Genomic DNA, 20,081 nt, shown 5'->3' with positions numbered 1-20,081 from the left:
TTTTCTGAGGTGATAGGTTAATACTTACAATCGGTGAGTTTACAGCCGTAAGACGTGAGGGCCAGCTTGCCGAAGGTTAATTTATCGTTATTGATGAGCAGCCCGTTAATGGCCTGTTTGGCGAAATTCGTTTTTTCGTCGGTACAGTAACGGGTAATGTTGTAATTGCCGCGGTAGTATAGTTTAGAGTCGGCGTTTATTAAAGCAACTTGCGGGGTAGAGTACACACCGCATTTGGCCGCCAGCGAATGGTCGAACGTTACGGGGATATCCAGACCGAACTTCTCCTGGATCTCATCTTCGTCGTAATCTTTATCGCTTATTACTACAATTTTAAAGTCGACTTTTTTGCCATACTCTGCCACCAGCGACTTAAACATTTTAATATTGAATTTGGAGCAGGGGCAGGCAGGATTAAAGAAATGTAGGAAGAGCGGTTTGTGTAGGCCTGCACTAAATTCCGGTCCCAGTTTTACCAACTCGCCGGGTTTAACGGGCTTGTAATTTTGCGGTACAGGTGTGGGTAATTGGTACTGCAATTCGTTATACCAAAATAGCGCTCCAACTACGCTAAATAGCAGCACGATCCACACAATTACCAACAGTTTTTTCATTAGAGAGAGTTCTACGCATAAAAATAACGAATGTTGTAACGCAATGCGTGAATTGCTATGTTTTAAACAATATAGGAATGCTATTTTTATGAAAAATGCATTCTGATTAAAAAATCAAACTAATTACGAAAATTTAGTAAGCGACTTTTTACGAATGGCGGCGAGGAGGGGTATAAAAAAGATATTTTAAATTGATAAACGCATGTTTATCAATTAATAAAAGAGAGCTTGGTGCTTTCTTACCGGTTAAACATCGGCTGGCAAGCGCAATAATTTGGCGACAAAGCTTTGCCACTTATTCAGCTTCTTGTCGAACTCCACCACACGCAATTCGTCAAGCGGAATTTTAATACTGATGTGCGCCCCATGGTTATTTTGGATGCTAAGCTCGCCGTTCAGTTTCTCTACCCGCGAGCGCATGTTGCCCAGCCCCATGCCGTGCCCGTCGCCTTTGGTGGGTGCCTGTGCGGCATCTATACCCACGCCATTGTCGTTAACGGCAATTAAAAGCTTGTCGCCCTCAATTATCGTACGTAGCTGTATAGTTGTGGCTTGCGAGTGTTTGATGGCGTTGTGTACTATCTCTTTCACCAGCAGGTATACGGTGCGGCGGCTTTGCACGGTTATCTTTATAGCGGGTATCTCATCCGGCAATTCCGAATCGAAGACGATCTCGGTAGGCTCCAAAAGTTTCTCTATCTGTACGTGTATGTAGTAAAGCAGCATCTCCAGGTTATCGTTACCTACGTTGGTGCTCCATATCACATCGTGTATCTTGGCGGATAGTTCAACTACCTGTGTTTTTATCTGATGGAGTTCGGGTGCCGCATTCTCGTGTTTAATGGCTTTGTTGGCCAGGTTTTGTATGGCAAATACACCCGGGCCAATATCGTCGTGCATTTCTGATGCAATGCGCTGCCGCTCGGATAAGATGAGTTGCTGCTGGGTATCAAAGGCGCGTTTTAGGGCCAGCCGTTTGCGCAGCATTATTACGTATCCGTAAAATATGGCCAATGCAGCCGCTAACGTCAGAGCTAATTTAAAAGCAGTGCTGCGCCACCAGGGTTCTTGTATGGTGAAGGAGTAATTTATTACGCTGCCGGCTTCTCCAACCCGTGGGTCTACAGCTATGGCTTTTAAAGTGTATTTACCCGGCATTAACGATGAGAAGTGTATGCTGCGTTCGCCGGGCTCGGTGGTTTGCCAGGTGCTGTCGCCTTTGGTGGCCAGGCAGTATTTTATATAAATATCTTTTGCTTTGAGGTAGGCGGGTACCCCTATGTTAAAGATGATGTTATTTTCTGCGTATGATAGTTTTCGTGCTGTGCTTTCTTCAACGGCCTGGTTGTTCACTTTTACGTATAACAGGTAGTTTTTCAGCTTTTTATCGCCGGTGCTTTTTACCAGCGGGAAGTTGTCAAGCCCGCTCGAAGTCACCATATAAATGCTTTGCCCCACGCCATCCAAATCGAAAACTTCGGATGCATTACGGTCGGGGAACTCGTAATCATCCACCAGCGCTCGTTTTTCGGTATTGAATATCTGCAGCGGGCCCGAGCCTAATATCCACAGGTTTTTGTCTACTGCCTTCAGTTTAAATATGGATTTGGAGAACAATCCGTTTTGTACCGATATGTGCTTAATGCCATCTTGCTCAACTATCAGCATGCCATTGCTGATGGTACCCACATACAGGCGGTGCCCAAGGTAAGCGAGGGAGGCCGCGTAAACCGGTTGGCCATTGAACAGGAAGGGGTTCATGCCTGTTTTATCGATTTTATACAGCGTATTCTTGAAAGTGACGAACAGCGCGGCCTGCTCGGGGTAATAGGCAATAGCCCTCGCACGCATACGCAGATAAAAATTATTATCCGCCTCGCTGTACTTAAGTGCATTACCAAAAGTGGCGGCAATTTGTTTATTTAAGGCTTCCGATCTTTGGCGCGGCAACACATACAGCCCGCTGGTAGAGGCTATGTATATCTTCTCGCTGTCGTAACAAAACTGCTTGGCCGTTTTTATGCTGGTAAGTTCGGTAATGGTTTTGGTAAGTGCGTTAACCCGATAAGTAGCTACGGATGATGCTGCAATAAACTCGTCGCCGCCTACCCATGCTAAATTGTTTATAGGCGCTGCAATGGCGGCCAGTTTGCTCTTGAAGTTTACCTTGTTGCTCGCAGGATCGTAAAGCACCAGGTAGCCTTTTTGGGTACCTAACATTAGTTGGTTTTTGTAGCTGCGCAGGCTCACTACCAAATCGTCGGCATCAAGGCCGGGGATGGTGGTTTTATGGGCAATATCCTTTTTATACTGTATAAGCAAGCCGTGGTACAAACTGCTGAACCAGCGGTTGCCCTCCATATCGGTAACCGTACACGATAAATTTAGCCCTTTTATTTCTTCGCCGGTATTAAGCGAGTAGCTGCTGCCGTTGGTGTTTACCCATTGGTTATCGGGCGTAATGGTGATGGTGTTGATGAAGGTATTATACGCTGTTTGGCTAACCTGCTTTACGGTATCGTTCTGCAGAACCAGTTTTTTAACAACGCCTGCGGGGTTTATAAGCATATAGGCTGTATCGCGGTAAGCTTTATTGGCCAAAGCATATACAATGCCCTTTGATTCATCGTCGCCTTTGTAGGATAATTTTTTTAGGGTGGGGGTGCCGTTGTAGGCATACCATTTGTTGTTGCCGCGAATAAGTACTTGTTTACTCATAACCGCCAGGCTGGAAGTATAGGTACTATCGCCAATGTATTTGCCCGTTAAGGTTTTAGTATCGAGCACAAAAAGCCCATGATCAGATGTGGCAAGCAATTGGTTGCCGAACAACACCATGCGGGGGTAATTGCCCTCTTTTTTATAATCGTAGCTTTCCAGCAGGTTCACCTTCTCGTGGTCGATATAGAATATCTGGCCGTTGAAGTTGTTGAACCAGATGCGGCCGTAGCTGTCTTCGAGCAGGTTGCTGCAGCCTAATGATATTTGGTTGGGGTTGCTGTAATGCACGCAATTTATACCATCGTACCGTGCCACGCCAAAATCGCTGGCTATCCAAATAAAGCCGTGCTTATCAACATGGAGGTCGTATACTTCTTTTGTAGGGAAATCAAAGGCCGGTTTAATGGGGTTCTGCTGCGCGCACAGGCTCGCACAAAATAACAGGAACGGAACCACGAGCGAAAATTTGAACAACAGCAGCTTGCGCATTAACCAGGGAAATGATACGTAATGTAGCCATTTTAACGGAAAAGCGAAACAAAGGGTTCAAACACACATTAATTATCTTAAAAAATAAATAACACTAACGCTTGCTTTATTTATTTGCTGTGTTGCAACGCTAAGGCGCGGGCAATTTTAATTACAGGCATTAACTATAGCCATAGCGTCAGCTGTGCTGGTTACACCGCCGTTGCCGGTTAATGTTGCCACAGGTTGTGAAATTTTTATGGTGGCACCGTTGCCAAATATGGGTTTGGCTGTAAAGTTAAAATTGGGTAATGCGCTTAGTGCTTTAATTTGCGCTTTCATTGGGCAAAAATCGGTGAGCAGGGCGTTGTTGCTAAGGTATATCACAGGAACATCACTTATGTTTTCCAGCCCGGCCAGGGAGGTTAATTTGGCATTATTTTGTATGAATATACCGTTTAATCTGTAGTAGAGTACCGGGGTGGTAGAAGCATTGACAACAGCAGGGCTGGTTAGTTTGGTTAAATGGTTTAAGCCCTGCAAATTCTCTAACGAAGGGTTGTTGAGCAACAACAGCGCACCCACCGTGCTGAGCTTATTGAACCCGTTTAGGTTACTTAAGGAAGTGCCCCAAATGGATAATTTACCGCTGATTTCGGTTAAGGCGCTAAAATCGGCTTCGGTTAAATTTTTTGTTAACAAGTTAAGCGAACCCGTAACCGACCGGAGCGATTTAAAGCTTATACTGGTTTGCTCATCATTCAATTGCAGCCCGCCCGTACTTTGCAGTTTATCCATTGTTACCGACGTAGCGCCAACGCCCGAAAAGAATACAGAGCCTGCATAAGTGATGTTGGCAAAGGGAGAGAGGTCGGTAACTTTTGGGCAATAGATGATAGTGAGCGCCCCGTTGATAGTGGTTATGTTTGATAACCCCTTCAACGATGAGATATCCATATTAGGGTTGGTAGCGCCTGAGATGATCAGGTCGCCATTAATGGTTAGGCTATTACCCTTGTATTTTTCGGCAAAGGCATCCACCTCTGCCTGTGAGGTAAGCGTTTCGCCTGCAATGCTAATGGGTACCAACGGCGGATCTACCGGGGCGGTTTTATTATCTTTTTTGCAACCTGCGGCAAATATCAAAAACAGGAGGGCGGTTAACAGTTTTTTCATGATGTAAATTTACATCTACAGGTTGTGCCCCTCAATCCCGCAGATTGGGGGATTTTTCAGATAGTGTGCCACCCGCGTTACAAAAGGCCTAAATTAGTTCCGTATGCAATTCGATAAAATTGTCAGCTTTTTTTTGCCCGCCGGGCTGCGGGATAACAAGGCTCATCCTCAATACCACGAGCTTAGGGTGGTGGTAAGCACCTGCTTAATTGGTTTGCCGCTGGTGTTGCTTTTCCCTGTAGTGCTCTATTATGTGGGTAAACCCATGGCCGGTTACCTCATCAATGGTGCCTTAGTAACAATCACCCTTTTCAGTGTAAAGTTATCGGGGCACTACAGGGTCCCCATGAGTATAACTGCATTGGTAACTTATTACATCATTTACGATTGGATACGGGGCTCGGGCCTTATTTATTCGCCTAATATGAGTGTGTTGCACATGTACCTTCTGGCTGCTATATGGGCCGATAAACGGTATGGCTGGTGGGCAATTTTTAGTAACCTGGGCTGGTTTGTTTTTATTTATTATCAAACTTTGCACGCCGGGCTGGCCACACCCATACACAGTACGTTGGGTGGCCCACTTTACGCATTGATGATGAACTGCCTCATTACGCTATTCTTCGGGGGCTTTTTGGCTTACCTGCAATTTGATCAGGAACGCGACCGCTTACAAATAAAGCAACTGCAGGAGAAACGTATAACGGTATTAGACGATGCCGTAAAAAAACGTACAGAGCAATTGAATAATATGCGCGAATCCATAGCTACCGACTTTCACGACGAAACCGGCAATATGCTATCTGCCATTACCCGGCAGGCGGCGCTGCTGAAACAAAAGCTGGCAGGGCAGGCGGAAGTGCAGCCGGTGATAGAGCACATCATCCGCAACAGCAATAACTTGTATGCCAGCAGTAAGGATTTTTTGTGGCACCTTAACCATAACAGCGACGACCCCTTGGAACTTTTCAATTACCTCACCGGGTACGGGCAAACATTCTACAATCAGTTTGATATTGCTTTTTCATCAAAAGGGACAGATGTAAAGCTAACCATGCTATCGCCATCCGCAGCGCTCAATATCATTTATATATTTAAGGAAGCCATGACTAACGTGGCCAAGCATGCTGATGCGACGGAGGTTTGGTTTGAAATGGGTTTATACGGTGATACCATACGCTACAGTTTGCAGGATAATGGCCGATGGAAAGAGCCGGATACCGATGCCAACCATTTTGGGTTGGAGAACATGAAGCGCCGTTGCCAAAAAAATGGTTTTGTATGTAAGATATCTACCGAGCCAACAAAAATAGAAATTGCCGTGCCCGTAATTAATTTAAGCTGATACATGAAGAAAAGGATAACCATTATTGAAGATAACCCCATTATACGCGAAGGCTTTGCAGCTGTGGTAAATAGCTCGGCGCTGTACGAGGTTTGCGGACAATACGCTTGTTGCGAAGACGCCCTGAAAAACCTGCATGCCGATGCCCCTCAATTGGTGCTGATGGATATTGACCTGCCCGGGACGAACGGTATTGAGGGCACTATCCAGATAAAGAAGAAACGGCCTGATTGCATTGTGCTTATTATTACTGTGCTGGAAGGCAGCGACAAGGTGTTTCAATCGCTTTGTGCCGGGGCGGGCGGGTATATTGTGAAAAATTCGGATACGGAGGATATTGTAAAGGATACTAACGAGGCCTTTAGCGGCGGGGCTCCAATGAGTTTGCACATCGCCAAAATGGTAGTGCAATCTTTCAACCGCGCGCAGGATTCGCCATTGTCTGAAAGGGAAACCTCCGTTTTACGCGGCATAGCGGAAGGCAAAAGCTATTCAAAAATAGCGCTCGATCTTTTTATCAGCAAAGAAACCGTGCGCAGCCATATTAAAAACATCTACCAAAAACTGGCTGTAAACAGTAAGGCCGATGCCCTGAAGGTTGCGGGCAGCCATAAGTGGATAAGTTAGCAAGCAAAAAAGGCCGCACCCACCGGTACGGCCTAAACTAAAATCAGAGGCGGTATCTACAACGCATCCTGCCTTGTACCCGCTTTGTAATAAAGCTCGGCAAGGGTTTTTTGGTAGCCGGCTACCATGCTCTCGCGTTTTATTTTCATATCAATCAGCTTGGTTTCGCGGCTGTTGATGAGGAAGAGGGTACTCTCGCCCAGCTCAAACTTTTGGGCTTCACCTTTAAGGAGCGTTTGCTGGTTGTTTATGCTTTGTATTTGCACGGCAAGCTGATCGGCATAAGCGGTTAAGTCGTTATATGCGGATGTAATATTTGTTTGCACCTCGCGGCCGGTTTGCTGCAACTCGTATTGGTTATCCAGTTGCTTTAGCTTCACCTCGCGCAGTTTCCCCCGTTCAGATCTTAGGAACAGCGGGAACGAAAAATCGAACCCGAACTTGTAGTTGTTCCGGTTGAAATCGTAATAGGAGGGTACATACCCGCCAAAACTGTTGCGTGCACTTATCAGCGTTCCGCTAATGTTCAGCTTGGGTTTTAATGCTTCTTGCCTGTAGCTGCGTTCAATGGCCAACTGGCTGCTTTTGCTGCGCAGTTTAAGCAGTTCGGGGTGGCTATCAGCAGCGCGCCCGGTAAGGCTATCCAGTAACAAGCGGTTGGGGCGGCCCATGCTTTCGGCAATATCCTGCGGGCGGGCATCGGCGGGCAGTTCCATTGGGTTGCCGTCTTCGCTCCACAGGTGGTTTGATAGTACGAGGCTGGCGTTTTGCAACTCAATAGCCATTTTGGCCTTCTGTATCATACGTTCCTGCACGGTAATATAAGCCTCTACCGAATCTATAGGCGGTTTATCGCCAAGCCCGGTTTGTTTGGCAACGGCATCAAAACGGCGCTGTGCTAACTGCACGCCCTCGTTTATCAACTGGTACTGCTTATAGGCGTAATACCAGCCCCAATAGTCTTTAGCTATTTGGTACCAGGTGGCGTTTATTTGTTTAACCTGTTCGGCTTCGGCATATTGCACCATGGCCTTCGATTGCCGTAGGGTGCTTCTCCTGGCATCAATAATTAAACCCTGCCCCAGGGGGATGGTTAAGCCAACGCCCGATAGCCCCGGCAAGCCGGTACGTGTTTCGGGGTTGGTGTATGTGCCCACGCTACGGTCGTAACCTACTTTCAGGTCGGCGCCGGCCAGCCATAGGGGTATCTTCAACTCACTGTTCCAGTTATTATAGTAATCGGTATTTCCGAACATCTTCTGCGCAAAGCTTGCCTTCAGCGTAGGATCGAAGTAACCAAGCGACTGCAATACATTAGCCCTTGCCGTTTCGCTAAGCAGGCGGGCCTGTTTCACAATGGGGTGGTATCTGAACACCAACCCCTGCAGATCGTTAAGCGAGAAAGCTTTGGCGGTATCGGCAACGGGTTTGCTTTGTGCCGAAGCCGCTATGGCCATCATAATCATGGAAAGGGTTACCAAAAAAGCGGCAAACCATTTTATATTAATTTTCATGGTTGTGCCTCCTTACTTCTTTTTCTCCTTGCCATCGGTGGCAGGTTCTTCTTCCAAACTTGGCGGGAAGCCGTTCAACTGCCGCCATATCTCGTACCAAAGCGGTACCGAGCGCAATATAATGCGCCCGTATACACCCGAACCCTGGCGCAATTGCACCGGCCACGGGTCGTCGTTAGTAGGAACGGGGCTGGTAGGCCTTATCAGCAAACGGTACTTACCACCCGAACTGCTCACCCTATCGATAGCTGATATTTTACCCGCGAAGGTACCCACCGCTACCGATGGCCATCCCGAGAACTGAACCGATGGCCAGCCTTCAAATTGCAGGCGCACATCGCTGGTATCTAATATCAGCGGCACATCCATAGCACTCACATACAAATCAACAGCTACCATAGGGTTACTCGGTTGCAGCGTAGCTACCGATTCGCCCTCCTTGATGTTTTCGCCAATACCTGCCTTCATAGTTTTTACCACATAGCCATCCTGCGGTGCACGCACAATGTATAGCCCGCGGCGAACGCCTATGTTGGCAATATCGTTACGTAGCTTGGCTACATCGCCCTGCGCACTTGCCTTACTGGAGATAGCCGAGCTCATGTCCGACTGTGCCTTGGCGTACGATTCCTGGTATTTTGCCCTGATGTTATCCAGATCTATTTTGGCATTCAGCAACGCCTGGGTTGAGTTATCCAGTTTATTATGCTGGGCAATTACCTTGGCAATATCTTCTTGTAACTTCAGGCGGCGGGTTTCAATGTCGGTTAGCGAGAATAAGCCGTTTTTGTAACCATCCTCATAACGAACCAAACGCGCTTTGCTGGTTTCGTAAAACTTTTGTACGGCATGCAAATCCGCGCTATCAATTTTTACATAGTTGCGCGCCTGTTTTACTTTGTTTTCGGCGGCTTGCAACTGCAGCTTTAAACCGCTGTTCAGTGCGCTTATCTGCAGGTTTGTAGCATCAATTTTTTGCCCGGCGGCGGTTTCGCTGGTGCGTTTGGCAGCCAACTGCTCGTTCAAGCGGCTTGGCAGTTCCGGGTCGAAGTACGATTGGCTGGTTTCAGATATCACCAAAATAGTGTCGCCTTTCTTTACTTCCTGGCCTTCGCGTACGGCCCAGCGCTCTATACGGCCACCAATTTGGTTCTGCACGGTTTGGGGCCTGTCTTCGGGCCTTAGCGCCGTTACGCTCCCCTTGCCGGCAATAGTTTGCCTCCACGGAAACATTAATATAGCTATAAGCAATACCAATACAATAAGCATAATGCGGCCCAGCATGCGCGAGCCTTTTGCCTTGCGCATGTGTGCGTTCGATAGCGTTGCCATGCCTTCCCAGTGCTTTAATTGCTCCAGGCTTTCGTTTTTCTTACCCATGGTGTGCGCCTCCTTCCTCCAACTCCAGGTCGGTTACTACGGCCAGTTTTTCAACGCCGGTCACCATATCAAACACCGTGTTTAGGTTGGTCATTAGTTTTTCAATAGCGTAGCTTATCTGTACAATAATTACCTCGGCAGCAACAAACTGCCCAAAGGTCATCTGGCGCTCTACTACAAAAAAAGAGCCCAGCAGCAGTAATGCACCCATCAAAATGGTACGCAGGGCAACTGCACTGGCGAAGAAACGCTTCAGCAGGCTAAAGTGGTCGTTACGTGCCTGCAGGTAGTTAGCGGTAATTTCATCTGTGCGCTTTACCACCTCGTTGCATTTATCAACACTGGCGCGGTAGGTATCAAGGTCGCCGGCCACTTCTTCCAGGTAGGCCACCACCTCGTATTTGTAGCCCGATTCTTCTATGCTGGTTTCCACGCCACGACGGAAGTATAGGCCCAACACAAATATCATGGCCAGCAGCACAAAAATGCCGAAGGCCATAAAAACGGGATGGTAAAAGGATAACAATATCACGCTAAAGAATATCAGCACCACCGCGGCCACAATATCAACAAGTAGTTTGGTAAGGCCTTTTTGTATGGTTAATATATCAAAGAAGCGGTTAACCAGTTCGGCGGGGTTCTCGCCCTCTAAGGCCGATTTTTTGATGCGCGGCAGGCGGAAAGCAAACTCGATGGCCGCTTTGGCAAATATTTTTTGTTCTATAACCTCAACCAGCGTTAACTGCCCAATAAGCAGCGCACCACCGATAACGATGCCGATAAGCACCACAGCAATGAGGATATAGGTAGAGCTGTACATAGCCCCGTTTGATAGCAGGTTGAAAACTGCCGTTGTACCCAAAGGCAGGGTAAGGCCAATAAGGCCTATAATACCTGCATACAGGTATATGTAATTGATGGTGGCACGCTCGTAATGCAGCATGCTTACCAAACGTTGCCAGGGCGTTTGCGCACCGGCAGCATGTTTTTTCGTCATAATGATTTTAGAAAGAAATAATTGAAATTGTAGCGTATTTAACGCAACAGGGGCTTAATTACAATTTGCGCGGAAGGGTAGCACTAAAACAGTTTTGGCAAAAAATTACCACACTGCATAATAACGCGGTGTTTATTTGTAAGTAATTGCTTAATAGTATTTTAGATGCAGTATGTGCCCGCACGCAGTTTATGCGCAGTAATTTGGAGGGGGGGTAGGTACGGTTTGGTGCGGCTCTGCCGGTTGCTGCATTTTGTAACGGCAAACAGGCTTTATGTGGCTAACCCAAGAGTAGTTGAGGTGTTCGGCAAAGAGGCGTTTATCGGCAAAGAATTTCTTCTTGCCATCCACATCTTCCTTTTTATCGTCTTTACCTTCTTCTGATGATTTTTCTATCGATACAGATTCGTTACAGGTGTTGATGCGATTAAAAATAGTAACGCACATTTTTAACCCTATGGTGCAAAGCAGCAACAGGGCAAGTATGCCGGTAATTCTATTTTTCTTTAACGATCTCATGTATCCTATTCCGCAAAGATAACGCATGAACGCTAAAGCAAGGGAATTTGTTCGTCATGCCGAGGTAATGCTTATATTAGAAACTGATTAGAGTTTTGGGTGGCTTCCCCGCTAACATTAAAGGATATGGATAGAACGGCTGAAATATTACATCGCTTTGAGGCATCGTGGAGCGAGACAGAACTGCATTATAAAGATTTGCTCGATAACTATCCGGGGTGGGAGCGTACAAGGCCTGTTTTGAAATTTATTGAAGAATTGCGGGCTGCGGGTTGGGGCAAATATTTCCGCCTCGGAACCTCGATACATAGGTTGATAATATCCCGCTCGGTAAATTTCGGGCTACGGGCGGATCAAAAATATGTGATGATAGAAGCTTACGATAACCAATTTGAAGTAACCTTACGGGATGGGTATAAATCCTACCGGAAATACCGGGTGGACAACCTGTACGATGAACGCGTGATGAAGCTGCTTGAAACCCTGAAAGGTACTTTGGTGGATTAAGTCGTTTCCAGGCCAGGCACGAATTTATTTTCTTACCGTAAGCAAAACATATGCTCAACTTACGGTAAGTAGTATTGGTAGAGGCTCATCCACTACCTTACCTATTGGTAATACGCAACTCGGCAATATCCACCTGCATTTCTTCCCTGCGGATGGCCTCGTCAGAGTATTCTTTTTGTTTGCGGATGTGGAACAACTCGAGCCTTTGTGCGCGGTAAACATCTTTCAATACACGCTTATACACCTGCAACTCCTTTTGGTCTTTTTCCACGCAGTCCATACACTCCAGTTTGCGGTTGGTGTGGGTGAGGTGGTTCTCCAGTTCGGCCTTTAGGCCTATAAGCAGGTCGTTGTTTTCTATGGCTTCGGCATGTTTTTCTTCCAAACGGTTAAGGGCCACGTTTATCAGGCGCAGGCGTATCTCCGCTTCCTGCTGCTCCTCGGGCAGCATGGGATCTATCTCTTGAATTTTTAGCGCTTTAATGATGAGCGGTAGGGTTAGGCCCTGGAACACCAGCGTCACCAGTATCACCACGAAAGTGATGAAGATGATAAGGTTACGCTCGGGTACAGGTTTGCCGTTATCGAGCGCAAGGGGGATAGACAGTGCCGCTGCCAGCGATACCACACCGCGCATACCCGCCCAGCCAATAATAAACGAACCTTTCCAGCCCGGGTTAGGTTCTCGGTCCCTCACACGTTTAGAAAGCCATCGTGGTATAAAAGTACCGGGGTATATCCATGCCATGCGGATAAAAATTACCAATGCGCTAACCAATAGGCCGTACTTCAAAGCCTCGGAAAGCGAGTAGCCTTCCAGCCCCGCAACAATGGTGGGCAATTCCAGCCCGATGAGTATAAACACCAACCCATTTAAAATAATGGATAGGGTAGACCATACATTGATGGTTTGCAGGCGGCTTTGCCCGTCGGTAAATATCTCGTGCGAGCGGTACGATAAAAACAACCCGCCGCTTACTACCGCCATTACGCCCGAAAAGTGAAACTCCTCTGCCAGCAGGTACATCAGGTAGGGCGAAATAAGCGTAAAGGCAGAATCGATACTGGCCGTGGTAGGCAGAAAACGGTGGATAAGGTACATCACGTGCGCAACTGCCAGCCCTATAACTATCCCCATCAGGGTAACGCTAACAAAACTAACCGATGCCTGCTGGAACGAAAAACTCCCAGCAACCGCCGCCGCCAAAGCAAAGCGGAACACAATTAAACTCGAGGCATCGTTCACTAAACTTTCGCCCTCTAATATGGTAATGATACGTTTGGGTACGCTGATGCTTTTAAGCACTGATGTGGCGGCAATAGCATCAGGCGGGGAGATGATACCTCCTAAAAGGAAACCGGTTGCCAAAGTAAAGCCCGGGATAAAGTTAGATGCGGTGTAGGCAACTACGGTTGAGGTAAAAAACACTAATCCGAAAGCCAGCAGCGCAATGGGACGCTTCCATTTCCAAAACTCGTTCCACGATGTCCACCAGGCAGCCTCGTAAAGCAGGGGCGGTAGAAATATCAGGAAAACCAGATCTGGCTCAATATTGATAACCGGCATACCGGGTATAATACTGACGGCCAGGCCGGCAAGCACCAAAAAAATAGGGTAAGCAATTTTTAATCGGCGCGCCAATAAAATAAGTAAAAAGGCAGCCGATAGTAGTAACGAAAACTGGAATAAGGTATAATGCATACCTAAAGATAATAGTTTTGGCGGATATGGCAAGGGTGGGCGGTAAGCGCGAAGCTTTCACTAATTACAAATGGTAAGCGGATGATGCGCCAAGTCACACGGGCAACATATTAATACATACATACTTTGAGTGCCGCCCCTTTTTGAATAATTTTGTTAAAAGCCACGCCAATGTTCCACCCTTTTGTAATATACCTTTCCCAAAAAGGAACCCTGACAAACAGCGAACTTGAACATATTGAGCAGGCTTCGGTACAAAAAAAGCTCCGTAAAGGCCAGTACCTGCTTGAAGAGGGGACGGTAAGCAATTTTGTAGGATTTGTTGTAAAGGGCAGTTTTCGGCTATTCCGCGTTGCCGATGACGGCACTGAGCACATCATGAAATTTGCGATAGAGAACTGGTGGATATCCGATTTTACCAGCTTCATGTCGAGCCGACCTTCGCAGTGCTATATCGAGGCGTTGGAGAATAGCGAGCTGATATGGTTTTCGAAAGAGAAATGGGAACAACTGCTGGCAACTATCCCCACGTTTAAACAAATTATAGAAGAGCTTACTGCACGTAACTTTGAAGCGCACCAGAACCGCATTTTCAGTAACATCAGCGAATCGGCAGAGGAACGGTATGATAATTTTGTACGCCAATACCCTACGCTTTATAACCGTGTGCCCCTGTATATGATCGCATCTTTTTTAGGCCTAACGCGCGAAACCCTGAGCAGGGTGAGAAAACAAGCGGTAAAAAAGCCGGCATAATTAAAATGGGCGATACTTGTGAGTACCGCCCATCAAATCCAAAATATCCCGGCGTTTACAGTTTGGCCTTATCCGAAACTTCGAACGAATCTTCCAGCAGATGGTAGCGGGTAATTAGCCCATTCTCTACAACAATATCAATGCTGAACTCCGACTTCATTACTTTATCGTTCTTTTTCATGCGCGATTCGAGGTAGCCCAGAATGACCACGCGATTACCTTTGGCCAACATATCGGTGAACGTTAGTTTTTCCGGTTTTATGTTTTCGCGCAACAGCCTGAAACTTTCCTTAATGGCTGCATGCCCGGTTCGTTTGCCTATCCAGGGTACGTTTTTAGTATCGCCGGGGATAAAGTAATCGGCTTTTTCATCAAAACTCGCCACAAGGTCATCCAGTGGGGCGCCGCTTTTAAATTTATCAAAAAAGTGGTTTACCACCTTAACTGCCGCCGAATCTGTTTCGCTTGTTTGTGTTGCTTCATCGGCTGCGGTTGTTGGGGCGGTTTTCTTTGTTAACCTGTCGATACCCCTGTTACCTTTTCCATTTTTTGCAAAGGCCGCTACTACTATAATAACCAGCCCTGTAATCAAAATTAATATTTTCATGGTATTATTTATTTGATACCAAAGGTCGCGTGCGTGGGATTTGGAGGAGAGGGCATTTATCACAATCGGAGCGTGATAAATGTCAATATGTTAAAACGGATAGTGGAGTTTGACCGAGGCGTATAGCCTAAGTTAGCGTATAAATAAAAAAGCCCCGGCTTAAATAATATAAGTCGGGGCTTTCAGTGGAGCCGGAGGGATTCGAACCCTCGTCCAAACATGGTATAAAGTAAGCTTTCTACATGCTTAGCTGTTATTTAATTGTAGGGGATGAGGAAGGCCAACCGCTTGCCTGTACCTTAAACCTTAGGTGCTTTGTTTCGCTTGCTTTCCACACCTTAAAGCAGGCTATTTCCGTTTTTCGATGCCCCGTTTGCCGATCCAACAGAACAGAAAACCGGCAGGACAAAAGCTATGCTAATTCTAAATTAGGCAGCTAAGGCGTAGTTATTTTCGCCATTTATAGGTTTGAGTGTTCAGATTAAAGCGCTAATTCACCCAACGCGCTGCATGCTTACTTATTTATCTCCATCCTGTCAATTCCGGTCGACCCCAATTTTTGAGTTACGGTTTGCGGTGGGCAGTTTGCAGATTTGTAACTGCAAAGATATAGCTTTTTTTGGTTTTTTTTGGGATTTCACCGTTTGGGGGATGATTCCACTGATTGATTTTTCGATATTACTGATCGGCATTTAAATAACCGTCGAGCTGCAAACTGCAAACCGCCCACTGCAAGCCTATCCCGTTATGTGCTTTAACACCGGCACTTTACCCATTACCCATATCACCAACCATGATATTAAAAAGCAAATCAACGCCACCACTGGTATACCAATCCAGGGGGAGAAAATTAAATAGTTGATATCATTTATCTCCAGTATATTCAATATCAGCGCGTGCACAAAGTAAATACCCAGCGTATTGGCGCTGGCTTTATCAAATACTTTGGTAAGCCGCGGACCAATAGTTATAAGCGTGTTTTTTGCAATAAGGAAAGCACTGGCTGCTAACACTACCACAAAAGGCCCCAACGGCTCGTAAAAGAAGGTGCTTAATTCATGGGTTTTTACCTCGAGGTAATAGGTGCCGATGGCAATCACTATCGCGAAGCAAACAAAAAGTAGGGTAGCTATTAAAGCAAGGCCCGGGAAATTGATTTGCTTATTGGCCAGATAATAGCCCAATACCAGGTAACCAATGTATCCGCTAAAATAACGCAGTTCTATAGCAGTGCTATACCTGCTTAAATAAGGCCCGCTGATGAGTATGGTAATAAACCATAAGGCCAAAAAATAACGCAATTCTTTTTCGGTGGCCTGCCGGGCGAAACGGCCAATAATGGGTATGATAAGGTAAAGCCCGATGAGCAGGTAAACATACCACAGGTGGTATGAGGTGCCGGTTTTTAATTGGTGAAGCACCAGGCAGATGTTTTCCCAAACTGTGCCTTTAAAATAAATGATCTCCTCGTACCATTGGTAAAACACGTATACCAAACTCCAGAATAAAAAGGGGAGAATCAACCGGCCGATGCGCTTTTTCAGGAAACTGCTCAATTCATACTCGCGGCCTAAAGAGAGCGCCCCGGTTATCATTACAAATACAGGCACGGCAAAACGGGTTACCGCATTGTATACATCGCTTGCCATCCAATTGCCGACAGTTGTTGTTTTATAAGCGAATAACAATGGCGATGCGGTATGCAAAACCACCACAGCAAACATGGCCAACAGCCGCAAATTATTTACCCAATTTAGTTTCGGTTGGCGGTTCATTAGTTCGGTGGTTCAGTTTGTTTATTAGTAGCTGTCGGGTGTTTGGTAATGCCCTGCAAACTACAAACTATTTACTACATTGCAGTTCCTATAAACCACAACCATGAAGAAGCAATTGTTTTTTGCGGGGATGCTTTGCCTCCTTGCCCTAACTGCACGCGCGCAGCAAAAGTACGATGGGTTAAACAATAATATGGGTAACATCTTCCGCACTTCAGATGCCATCAGCCGCTCCATCAGTCCCGAGAATTTTAAAGGTGAAAAAGGAAAGGGCGGTATGGCCACTACGGGCACAGGTGCCGGCCCCTCGCGCGATTTGGGCCCCACCTGGAAGGTGAGCCCCAGTGTGGTCATCAAAAAGCATACAACTTATACCGTTGCCGAGATAGACGGCCCCGGCGCCATCCAGCACATTTGGATGACACCCACCGGCAACTGGCGCTACTCCATTATCCGCTTTTATTGGGACGATGAAACTACACCATCGGTAGAAGCACCCGTGGGCGATTTCTTTTGTAATGGTTGGGGAAAATACGCGCCCGTTACCTCGCTGGCCGTGGTGGTGAACCCCGGCAGTGCTTTTAACTGCTACTGGCCTATGCCTTTCCGTAAAAAATGCCGCATTACTATGGAGAACATTGACGACGAGGATATGGTACTGTATTACCAGGTAGATTATACGCTAACCAAGGTGCCCGATGATGCGGGGTACTTCCATGCGCAGTTCCGCCGTATAAACCCGCTGCCATATAAAAAAGATTATGTACTGGTTGATAGCATACAGGGCAAGGGCCAATACGTGGGTACCTATTTGGCGTATGGATCTAACAAGAACGGTTGGTGGGGCGAAGGCGAGATCAAATTTTTTATGGATGGCGATACCAAATACCCCACCATTATTGGAACCGGCACCGAAGATTATTTTTGCGGATCGTATGATTTTGACACCCGCCGTAAACGCCCCGATGGGAGTGAGGGTACCGAGTATACCGAATTTAGCGGCCCATACACCGGCCTGCCGCAAGTGATACGGGGCGATGGGCACTACAACATTGCCCAGCGCTTTGGCCTGTACCGGTGGCACATTGCCGACCCAATACGTTTTGAAAAGAACCTGCGCGTAACCCTGCAGGCATTGGGCTGGCGCAGTGGTGGCAGGTATTTGCCCCTGCAGGACGACCTTGCATCGGTAGTGTTTTGGTACCAAACCGGCGAGCACGGTGCTTTCCCTAAATTCCCCTCAAAAGACGACCTCGAGATAAACTAATATGAAACTCTACAAAACCAAAAAAGGCAACCTGCTGCAAACAACCGATGGATTTTTTAAAGTTAAAGGCGATTGGGACACTATTGTAAATAACGACTGGCTGGAGAGCTACCTGGCAAGCCTCATCACCAGGAAACCGCTTAGCGAAGCCGAGAAAAACGATTGGCTGAGCGCCGAAAATATTCTGCCGCCCATAGGCACGCAGGAGGTTTGGGCCGCTGGTGTAACCTATCTGCAAAGCCGTGATGCAAGGATGGAAGAATCACAGGAATCGGGTGGGGCCAGTTTGTACGATAAGGTTTACGATGCCGAACGGCCCGAGCTGTTCTTTAAATCTACAGCCGCGCGCGTGTCGGGGCATTTAAAGGAGGTTTATATCCGTACCGATTCTACATGGGATGTACCCGAGCCCGAACTGGCCTTGTTTATTAACTCGAACGGAAACATACAAGGCTATACCATTGGTAACGATATGAGCTCGCGCAGTATAGAAGGGGAGAACGCCCTGTACCTGCCGCAAGCCAAAATATATGAAAAAAGTGCCGCCCTTGGCCCATGCCTATTCGTGAGTGAGCAACCTATCGATAAAGAAGCTGCTATCAGGATGAAGATAATCCGTAACGGCGAGGTGGCTTTTGAAGATGAAACCACGGTATCGCGCATCAAACGGTCACTTACCGAACTTAGCGGTTTCCTTTACCGCGAATTGGATTTCCCGGTAGGGTGTTATTTAATGACGGGCACTTGCCTGGTGCCGCCGCCAACTTTCACCCTGCAGGCCGGCGATGTGGTAGAGATGAGCATTGACCATATTGGTACGATGGTGAATACCATTAATCTGAACCCCAAACATCAGCGGGCATGAAAAGAATATGTTTATTGGGTTTGATACCTGCATTGGCCGTTTACTCTTGCGGACAGAATGCCTCAAAACAGCAGGCCGCCGCTACCGATACAGCCAATTTCGCCAAAGGTACCTTTGGATATGATAGTGTGTTCTTAAGCTCGCGCGATAGTTTGGTGATATTGTCGGCAGGTAACTCGAGGGTCATTGTTTCGCCAAAGTATCAGGGTAAAGTATTTACTTCAACGGCTGACGGCGATACAGGCAAAAGTTTCGGCTGGATAAACTACAAGGCTTTTGACGGTAAGCCCGATGAACACATGAATGCCTATGGCGGCGAAGACAGGCTGTGGCTGGGGCCGGAGGGCGGGCCTTTCTCACTGTACTTTAAGCCCGGTACTAAAATGGAGTTCGATAACTGGCATACGCCGCCGGCTATTGATAACCAAGCATGGAAGTTGGTTTCGGCAAATGGCGGGGAGGCAACTTTAGAGAAAACTACCGAAATGCTCAACTATGCCAACACGCCCCTGAAGATAAAATTAGCCAGGCGCATAAAGATACTAAACAGCGAAGATGCGCAAAAAGAATTGGCGATAACATTGGGCAGCGATGTGAAAACAGTAGCCTTTACCACGCAAAACGCTATTACAAATACTGGCGATAAAGCCTGGGACAAAACTACCGGTGCACCATGCTTGTGGAATTTGGATATGCTTACCCCATCTGATAAAACGGTTATAGTTATTCCTTACAACGAGAAAGCTGCGGGCAATGTAGCAACCACCAATTACTTTGGGCAGATACCTCCCGACCGGGTGAAATTTGATAAAGGCATTTTATTATTTAAGGCCGATGGGAAATCGCGTGGGAAATTGGGCATGCCGCCCGTACGCACAAAAGGCGTGGCCGGTAGCTACGATGCGCAAAACAATGTGCTCACCATAACCACCTTTGATGTGCATCCTAACGAAACCTACCTGAACCAGGAATGGCGTACTGATAAGCCACCTTTTGTTGGCGATGCTGTGAATGCGTACAACGACGGCCCTTTAGCAAATGGCACCCAAATGGGTCCTTTTTACGAGTTGGAAAGCGTATCGCCTGCCGCGTTTTTAAAGCCGGGCGAAAAGTTGGTGCATAACCACACGGTGTACCATTTCACTGGTAGCCGTTCAGCGTTAAACGCAATTTCTTTTAAGATATTGGCAATTTCGCTGGATGATATACAAGCTGCCTTTAAATGATATATATTGTGCCAC

General features: G+C 46.9%; 17 protein-coding genes and 1 other RNA gene. 7 read left to right on the top strand and 11 right to left on the bottom strand.

Going from position 1 to position 20,081, the window contains the following annotated elements:
• Positions 1–17: 17 nt before the first annotated feature.
• The 3 genes from BC343_RS13920 to BC343_RS13910 form a co-directional block, all read right to left on the bottom strand.
• Positions 18–614, bottom strand: a complete 597-nt coding sequence (locus BC343_RS13920) for a TlpA family protein disulfide reductase (RefSeq protein ID WP_078348400.1) — start codon at positions 612–614, stop codon at positions 18–20.
• Positions 615–860: 246 nt separating this feature from the next.
• Positions 861–3,824 carry a sensor histidine kinase gene (locus tag BC343_RS13915; RefSeq protein WP_078348399.1) on the bottom strand — a complete coding sequence of 988 codons (2,964 nt, stop codon included), beginning with the start codon at positions 3,822–3,824 and terminating at the stop codon, positions 861–863.
• Between the two features lie 147 nt (positions 3,825–3,971).
• The gene (locus BC343_RS13910) at positions 3,972–4,979 is read right to left on the bottom strand and encodes a receptor L domain-containing protein (RefSeq protein WP_078348398.1); all 1,008 of its coding nucleotides are present in this window, start codon (positions 4,977–4,979) and stop codon (positions 3,972–3,974) included.
• 103 nt (positions 4,980–5,082) lie between these two features.
• Here BC343_RS13910 and BC343_RS13905 point away from each other — a divergent pair, with 103 nt between their 5' ends.
• Together BC343_RS13905 and BC343_RS13900 are read left to right on the top strand one after the other, a co-directional pair.
• Positions 5,083–6,324: a sensor histidine kinase gene (locus BC343_RS13905; RefSeq protein WP_078348397.1), complete on the top strand. Its 1,242-nt coding sequence runs from the start codon at positions 5,083–5,085 to the stop codon at positions 6,322–6,324.
• A 3-nt stretch (positions 6,325–6,327) separates the two neighbouring features.
• Positions 6,328–6,951: a response regulator transcription factor gene (locus BC343_RS13900; protein ID WP_078348396.1), complete on the top strand. Its 624-nt coding sequence runs from the start codon at positions 6,328–6,330 to the stop codon at positions 6,949–6,951.
• A 56-nt stretch (positions 6,952–7,007) separates the two neighbouring features.
• Here BC343_RS13900 and BC343_RS13895 read toward each other — a convergent pair whose 3' ends face one another.
• The 4 genes from BC343_RS13895 to BC343_RS13880 all read right to left on the bottom strand — a co-directional run bounded on the left by BC343_RS13895 (position 7,008) and on the right by BC343_RS13880 (position 11,361).
• The gene (locus tag BC343_RS13895) at positions 7,008–8,465 is read right to left on the bottom strand and encodes a TolC family protein (protein ID WP_078348395.1); all 1,458 of its coding nucleotides are present in this window, start codon (positions 8,463–8,465) and stop codon (positions 7,008–7,010) included.
• Between the two features lie 12 nt (positions 8,466–8,477).
• Positions 8,478–9,845, bottom strand: a complete 1,368-nt coding sequence (locus BC343_RS13890) for an HlyD family secretion protein (RefSeq protein ID WP_078348394.1) — start codon at positions 9,843–9,845, stop codon at positions 8,478–8,480.
• The gene (locus BC343_RS13885; RefSeq protein ID WP_078348393.1) at positions 9,838–10,842 is read right to left on the bottom strand and encodes an ABC transporter transmembrane domain-containing protein; all 1,005 of its coding nucleotides are present in this window, start codon (positions 10,840–10,842) and stop codon (positions 9,838–9,840) included. The genes BC343_RS13890 and BC343_RS13885 overlap by 8 nt, the downstream gene beginning before the upstream one ends.
• Positions 10,843–11,031: 189 nt before the next feature.
• The gene (locus BC343_RS13880; protein ID WP_078348392.1) at positions 11,032–11,361 is read right to left on the bottom strand and encodes a hypothetical protein; all 330 of its coding nucleotides are present in this window, start codon (positions 11,359–11,361) and stop codon (positions 11,032–11,034) included.
• Between the two features lie 126 nt (positions 11,362–11,487).
• Here BC343_RS13880 and BC343_RS13875 point away from each other — a divergent pair, with 126 nt between their 5' ends.
• Positions 11,488–11,868, top strand: coding sequence for a hypothetical protein (locus BC343_RS13875; protein WP_078348391.1), 381 nt, complete (start codon positions 11,488–11,490; stop codon positions 11,866–11,868).
• Positions 11,869–11,965: 97 nt separating this feature from the next.
• Here the strand turns inward: BC343_RS13875 and BC343_RS13870 are convergent, their stop codons facing one another.
• Positions 11,966–13,570: a Na+/H+ antiporter gene (locus BC343_RS13870; protein WP_078348390.1), complete on the bottom strand. Its 1,605-nt coding sequence runs from the start codon at positions 13,568–13,570 to the stop codon at positions 11,966–11,968.
• A gap of 171 nt (positions 13,571–13,741) precedes the next feature.
• Here BC343_RS13870 and BC343_RS13865 point away from each other — a divergent pair, with 171 nt between their 5' ends.
• Positions 13,742–14,326, top strand: coding sequence for a Crp/Fnr family transcriptional regulator (locus tag BC343_RS13865; RefSeq protein WP_078348389.1), 585 nt, complete (start codon positions 13,742–13,744; stop codon positions 14,324–14,326).
• 55 nt (positions 14,327–14,381) lie between these two features.
• Here BC343_RS13865 and BC343_RS13860 read toward each other — a convergent pair whose 3' ends face one another.
• The 3 genes from BC343_RS13860 to BC343_RS13850 form a co-directional block, all read right to left on the bottom strand.
• Complete coding sequence (locus BC343_RS13860) at positions 14,382–14,933, bottom strand: nuclear transport factor 2 family protein (RefSeq protein WP_078348388.1); 552 nt, start codon at positions 14,931–14,933, stop codon at positions 14,382–14,384.
• A gap of 183 nt (positions 14,934–15,116) precedes the next feature.
• Positions 15,117–15,487: a transfer-messenger RNA gene (gene ssrA, locus BC343_RS13855) on the bottom strand.
• 183 nt (positions 15,488–15,670) lie between these two features.
• The gene (locus BC343_RS13850; RefSeq protein WP_078348387.1) at positions 15,671–16,708 is read right to left on the bottom strand and encodes an acyltransferase; all 1,038 of its coding nucleotides are present in this window, start codon (positions 16,706–16,708) and stop codon (positions 15,671–15,673) included.
• A gap of 103 nt (positions 16,709–16,811) precedes the next feature.
• Here BC343_RS13850 and BC343_RS13845 point away from each other — a divergent pair, with 103 nt between their 5' ends.
• The 3 genes from BC343_RS13845 to BC343_RS13835 are packed head-to-tail and all read left to right on the top strand — an operon-like array spanning position 16,812 to position 20,066.
• Entirely contained in the window at positions 16,812–17,975 is a 1,164-nt protein-coding gene (locus tag BC343_RS13845; RefSeq protein ID WP_078348386.1) for a glycoside hydrolase family 172 protein, read from the top strand.
• Position 17,976: 1 nt separating this feature from the next.
• The gene (locus BC343_RS13840; RefSeq protein WP_078348385.1) at positions 17,977–18,840 is read left to right on the top strand and encodes a fumarylacetoacetate hydrolase family protein; all 864 of its coding nucleotides are present in this window, start codon (positions 17,977–17,979) and stop codon (positions 18,838–18,840) included.
• Entirely contained in the window at positions 18,837–20,066 is a 1,230-nt protein-coding gene (locus BC343_RS13835; RefSeq protein WP_078348384.1) for a DUF6786 family protein, read from the top strand. The genes BC343_RS13840 and BC343_RS13835 overlap by 4 nt, the downstream gene beginning before the upstream one ends.
• The last annotated feature ends 15 nt before the right edge of the window (positions 20,067–20,081 follow it).

This window comes from Mucilaginibacter pedocola (assembly GCF_002013915.1).
GTDB lineage: Bacteria > Bacteroidota > Bacteroidia > Sphingobacteriales > Sphingobacteriaceae > Mucilaginibacter > Mucilaginibacter pedocola.
Note: the sequence above shows the minus strand (reverse complement) of the source record. Positions and strands in the feature narration are given on the sequence as shown.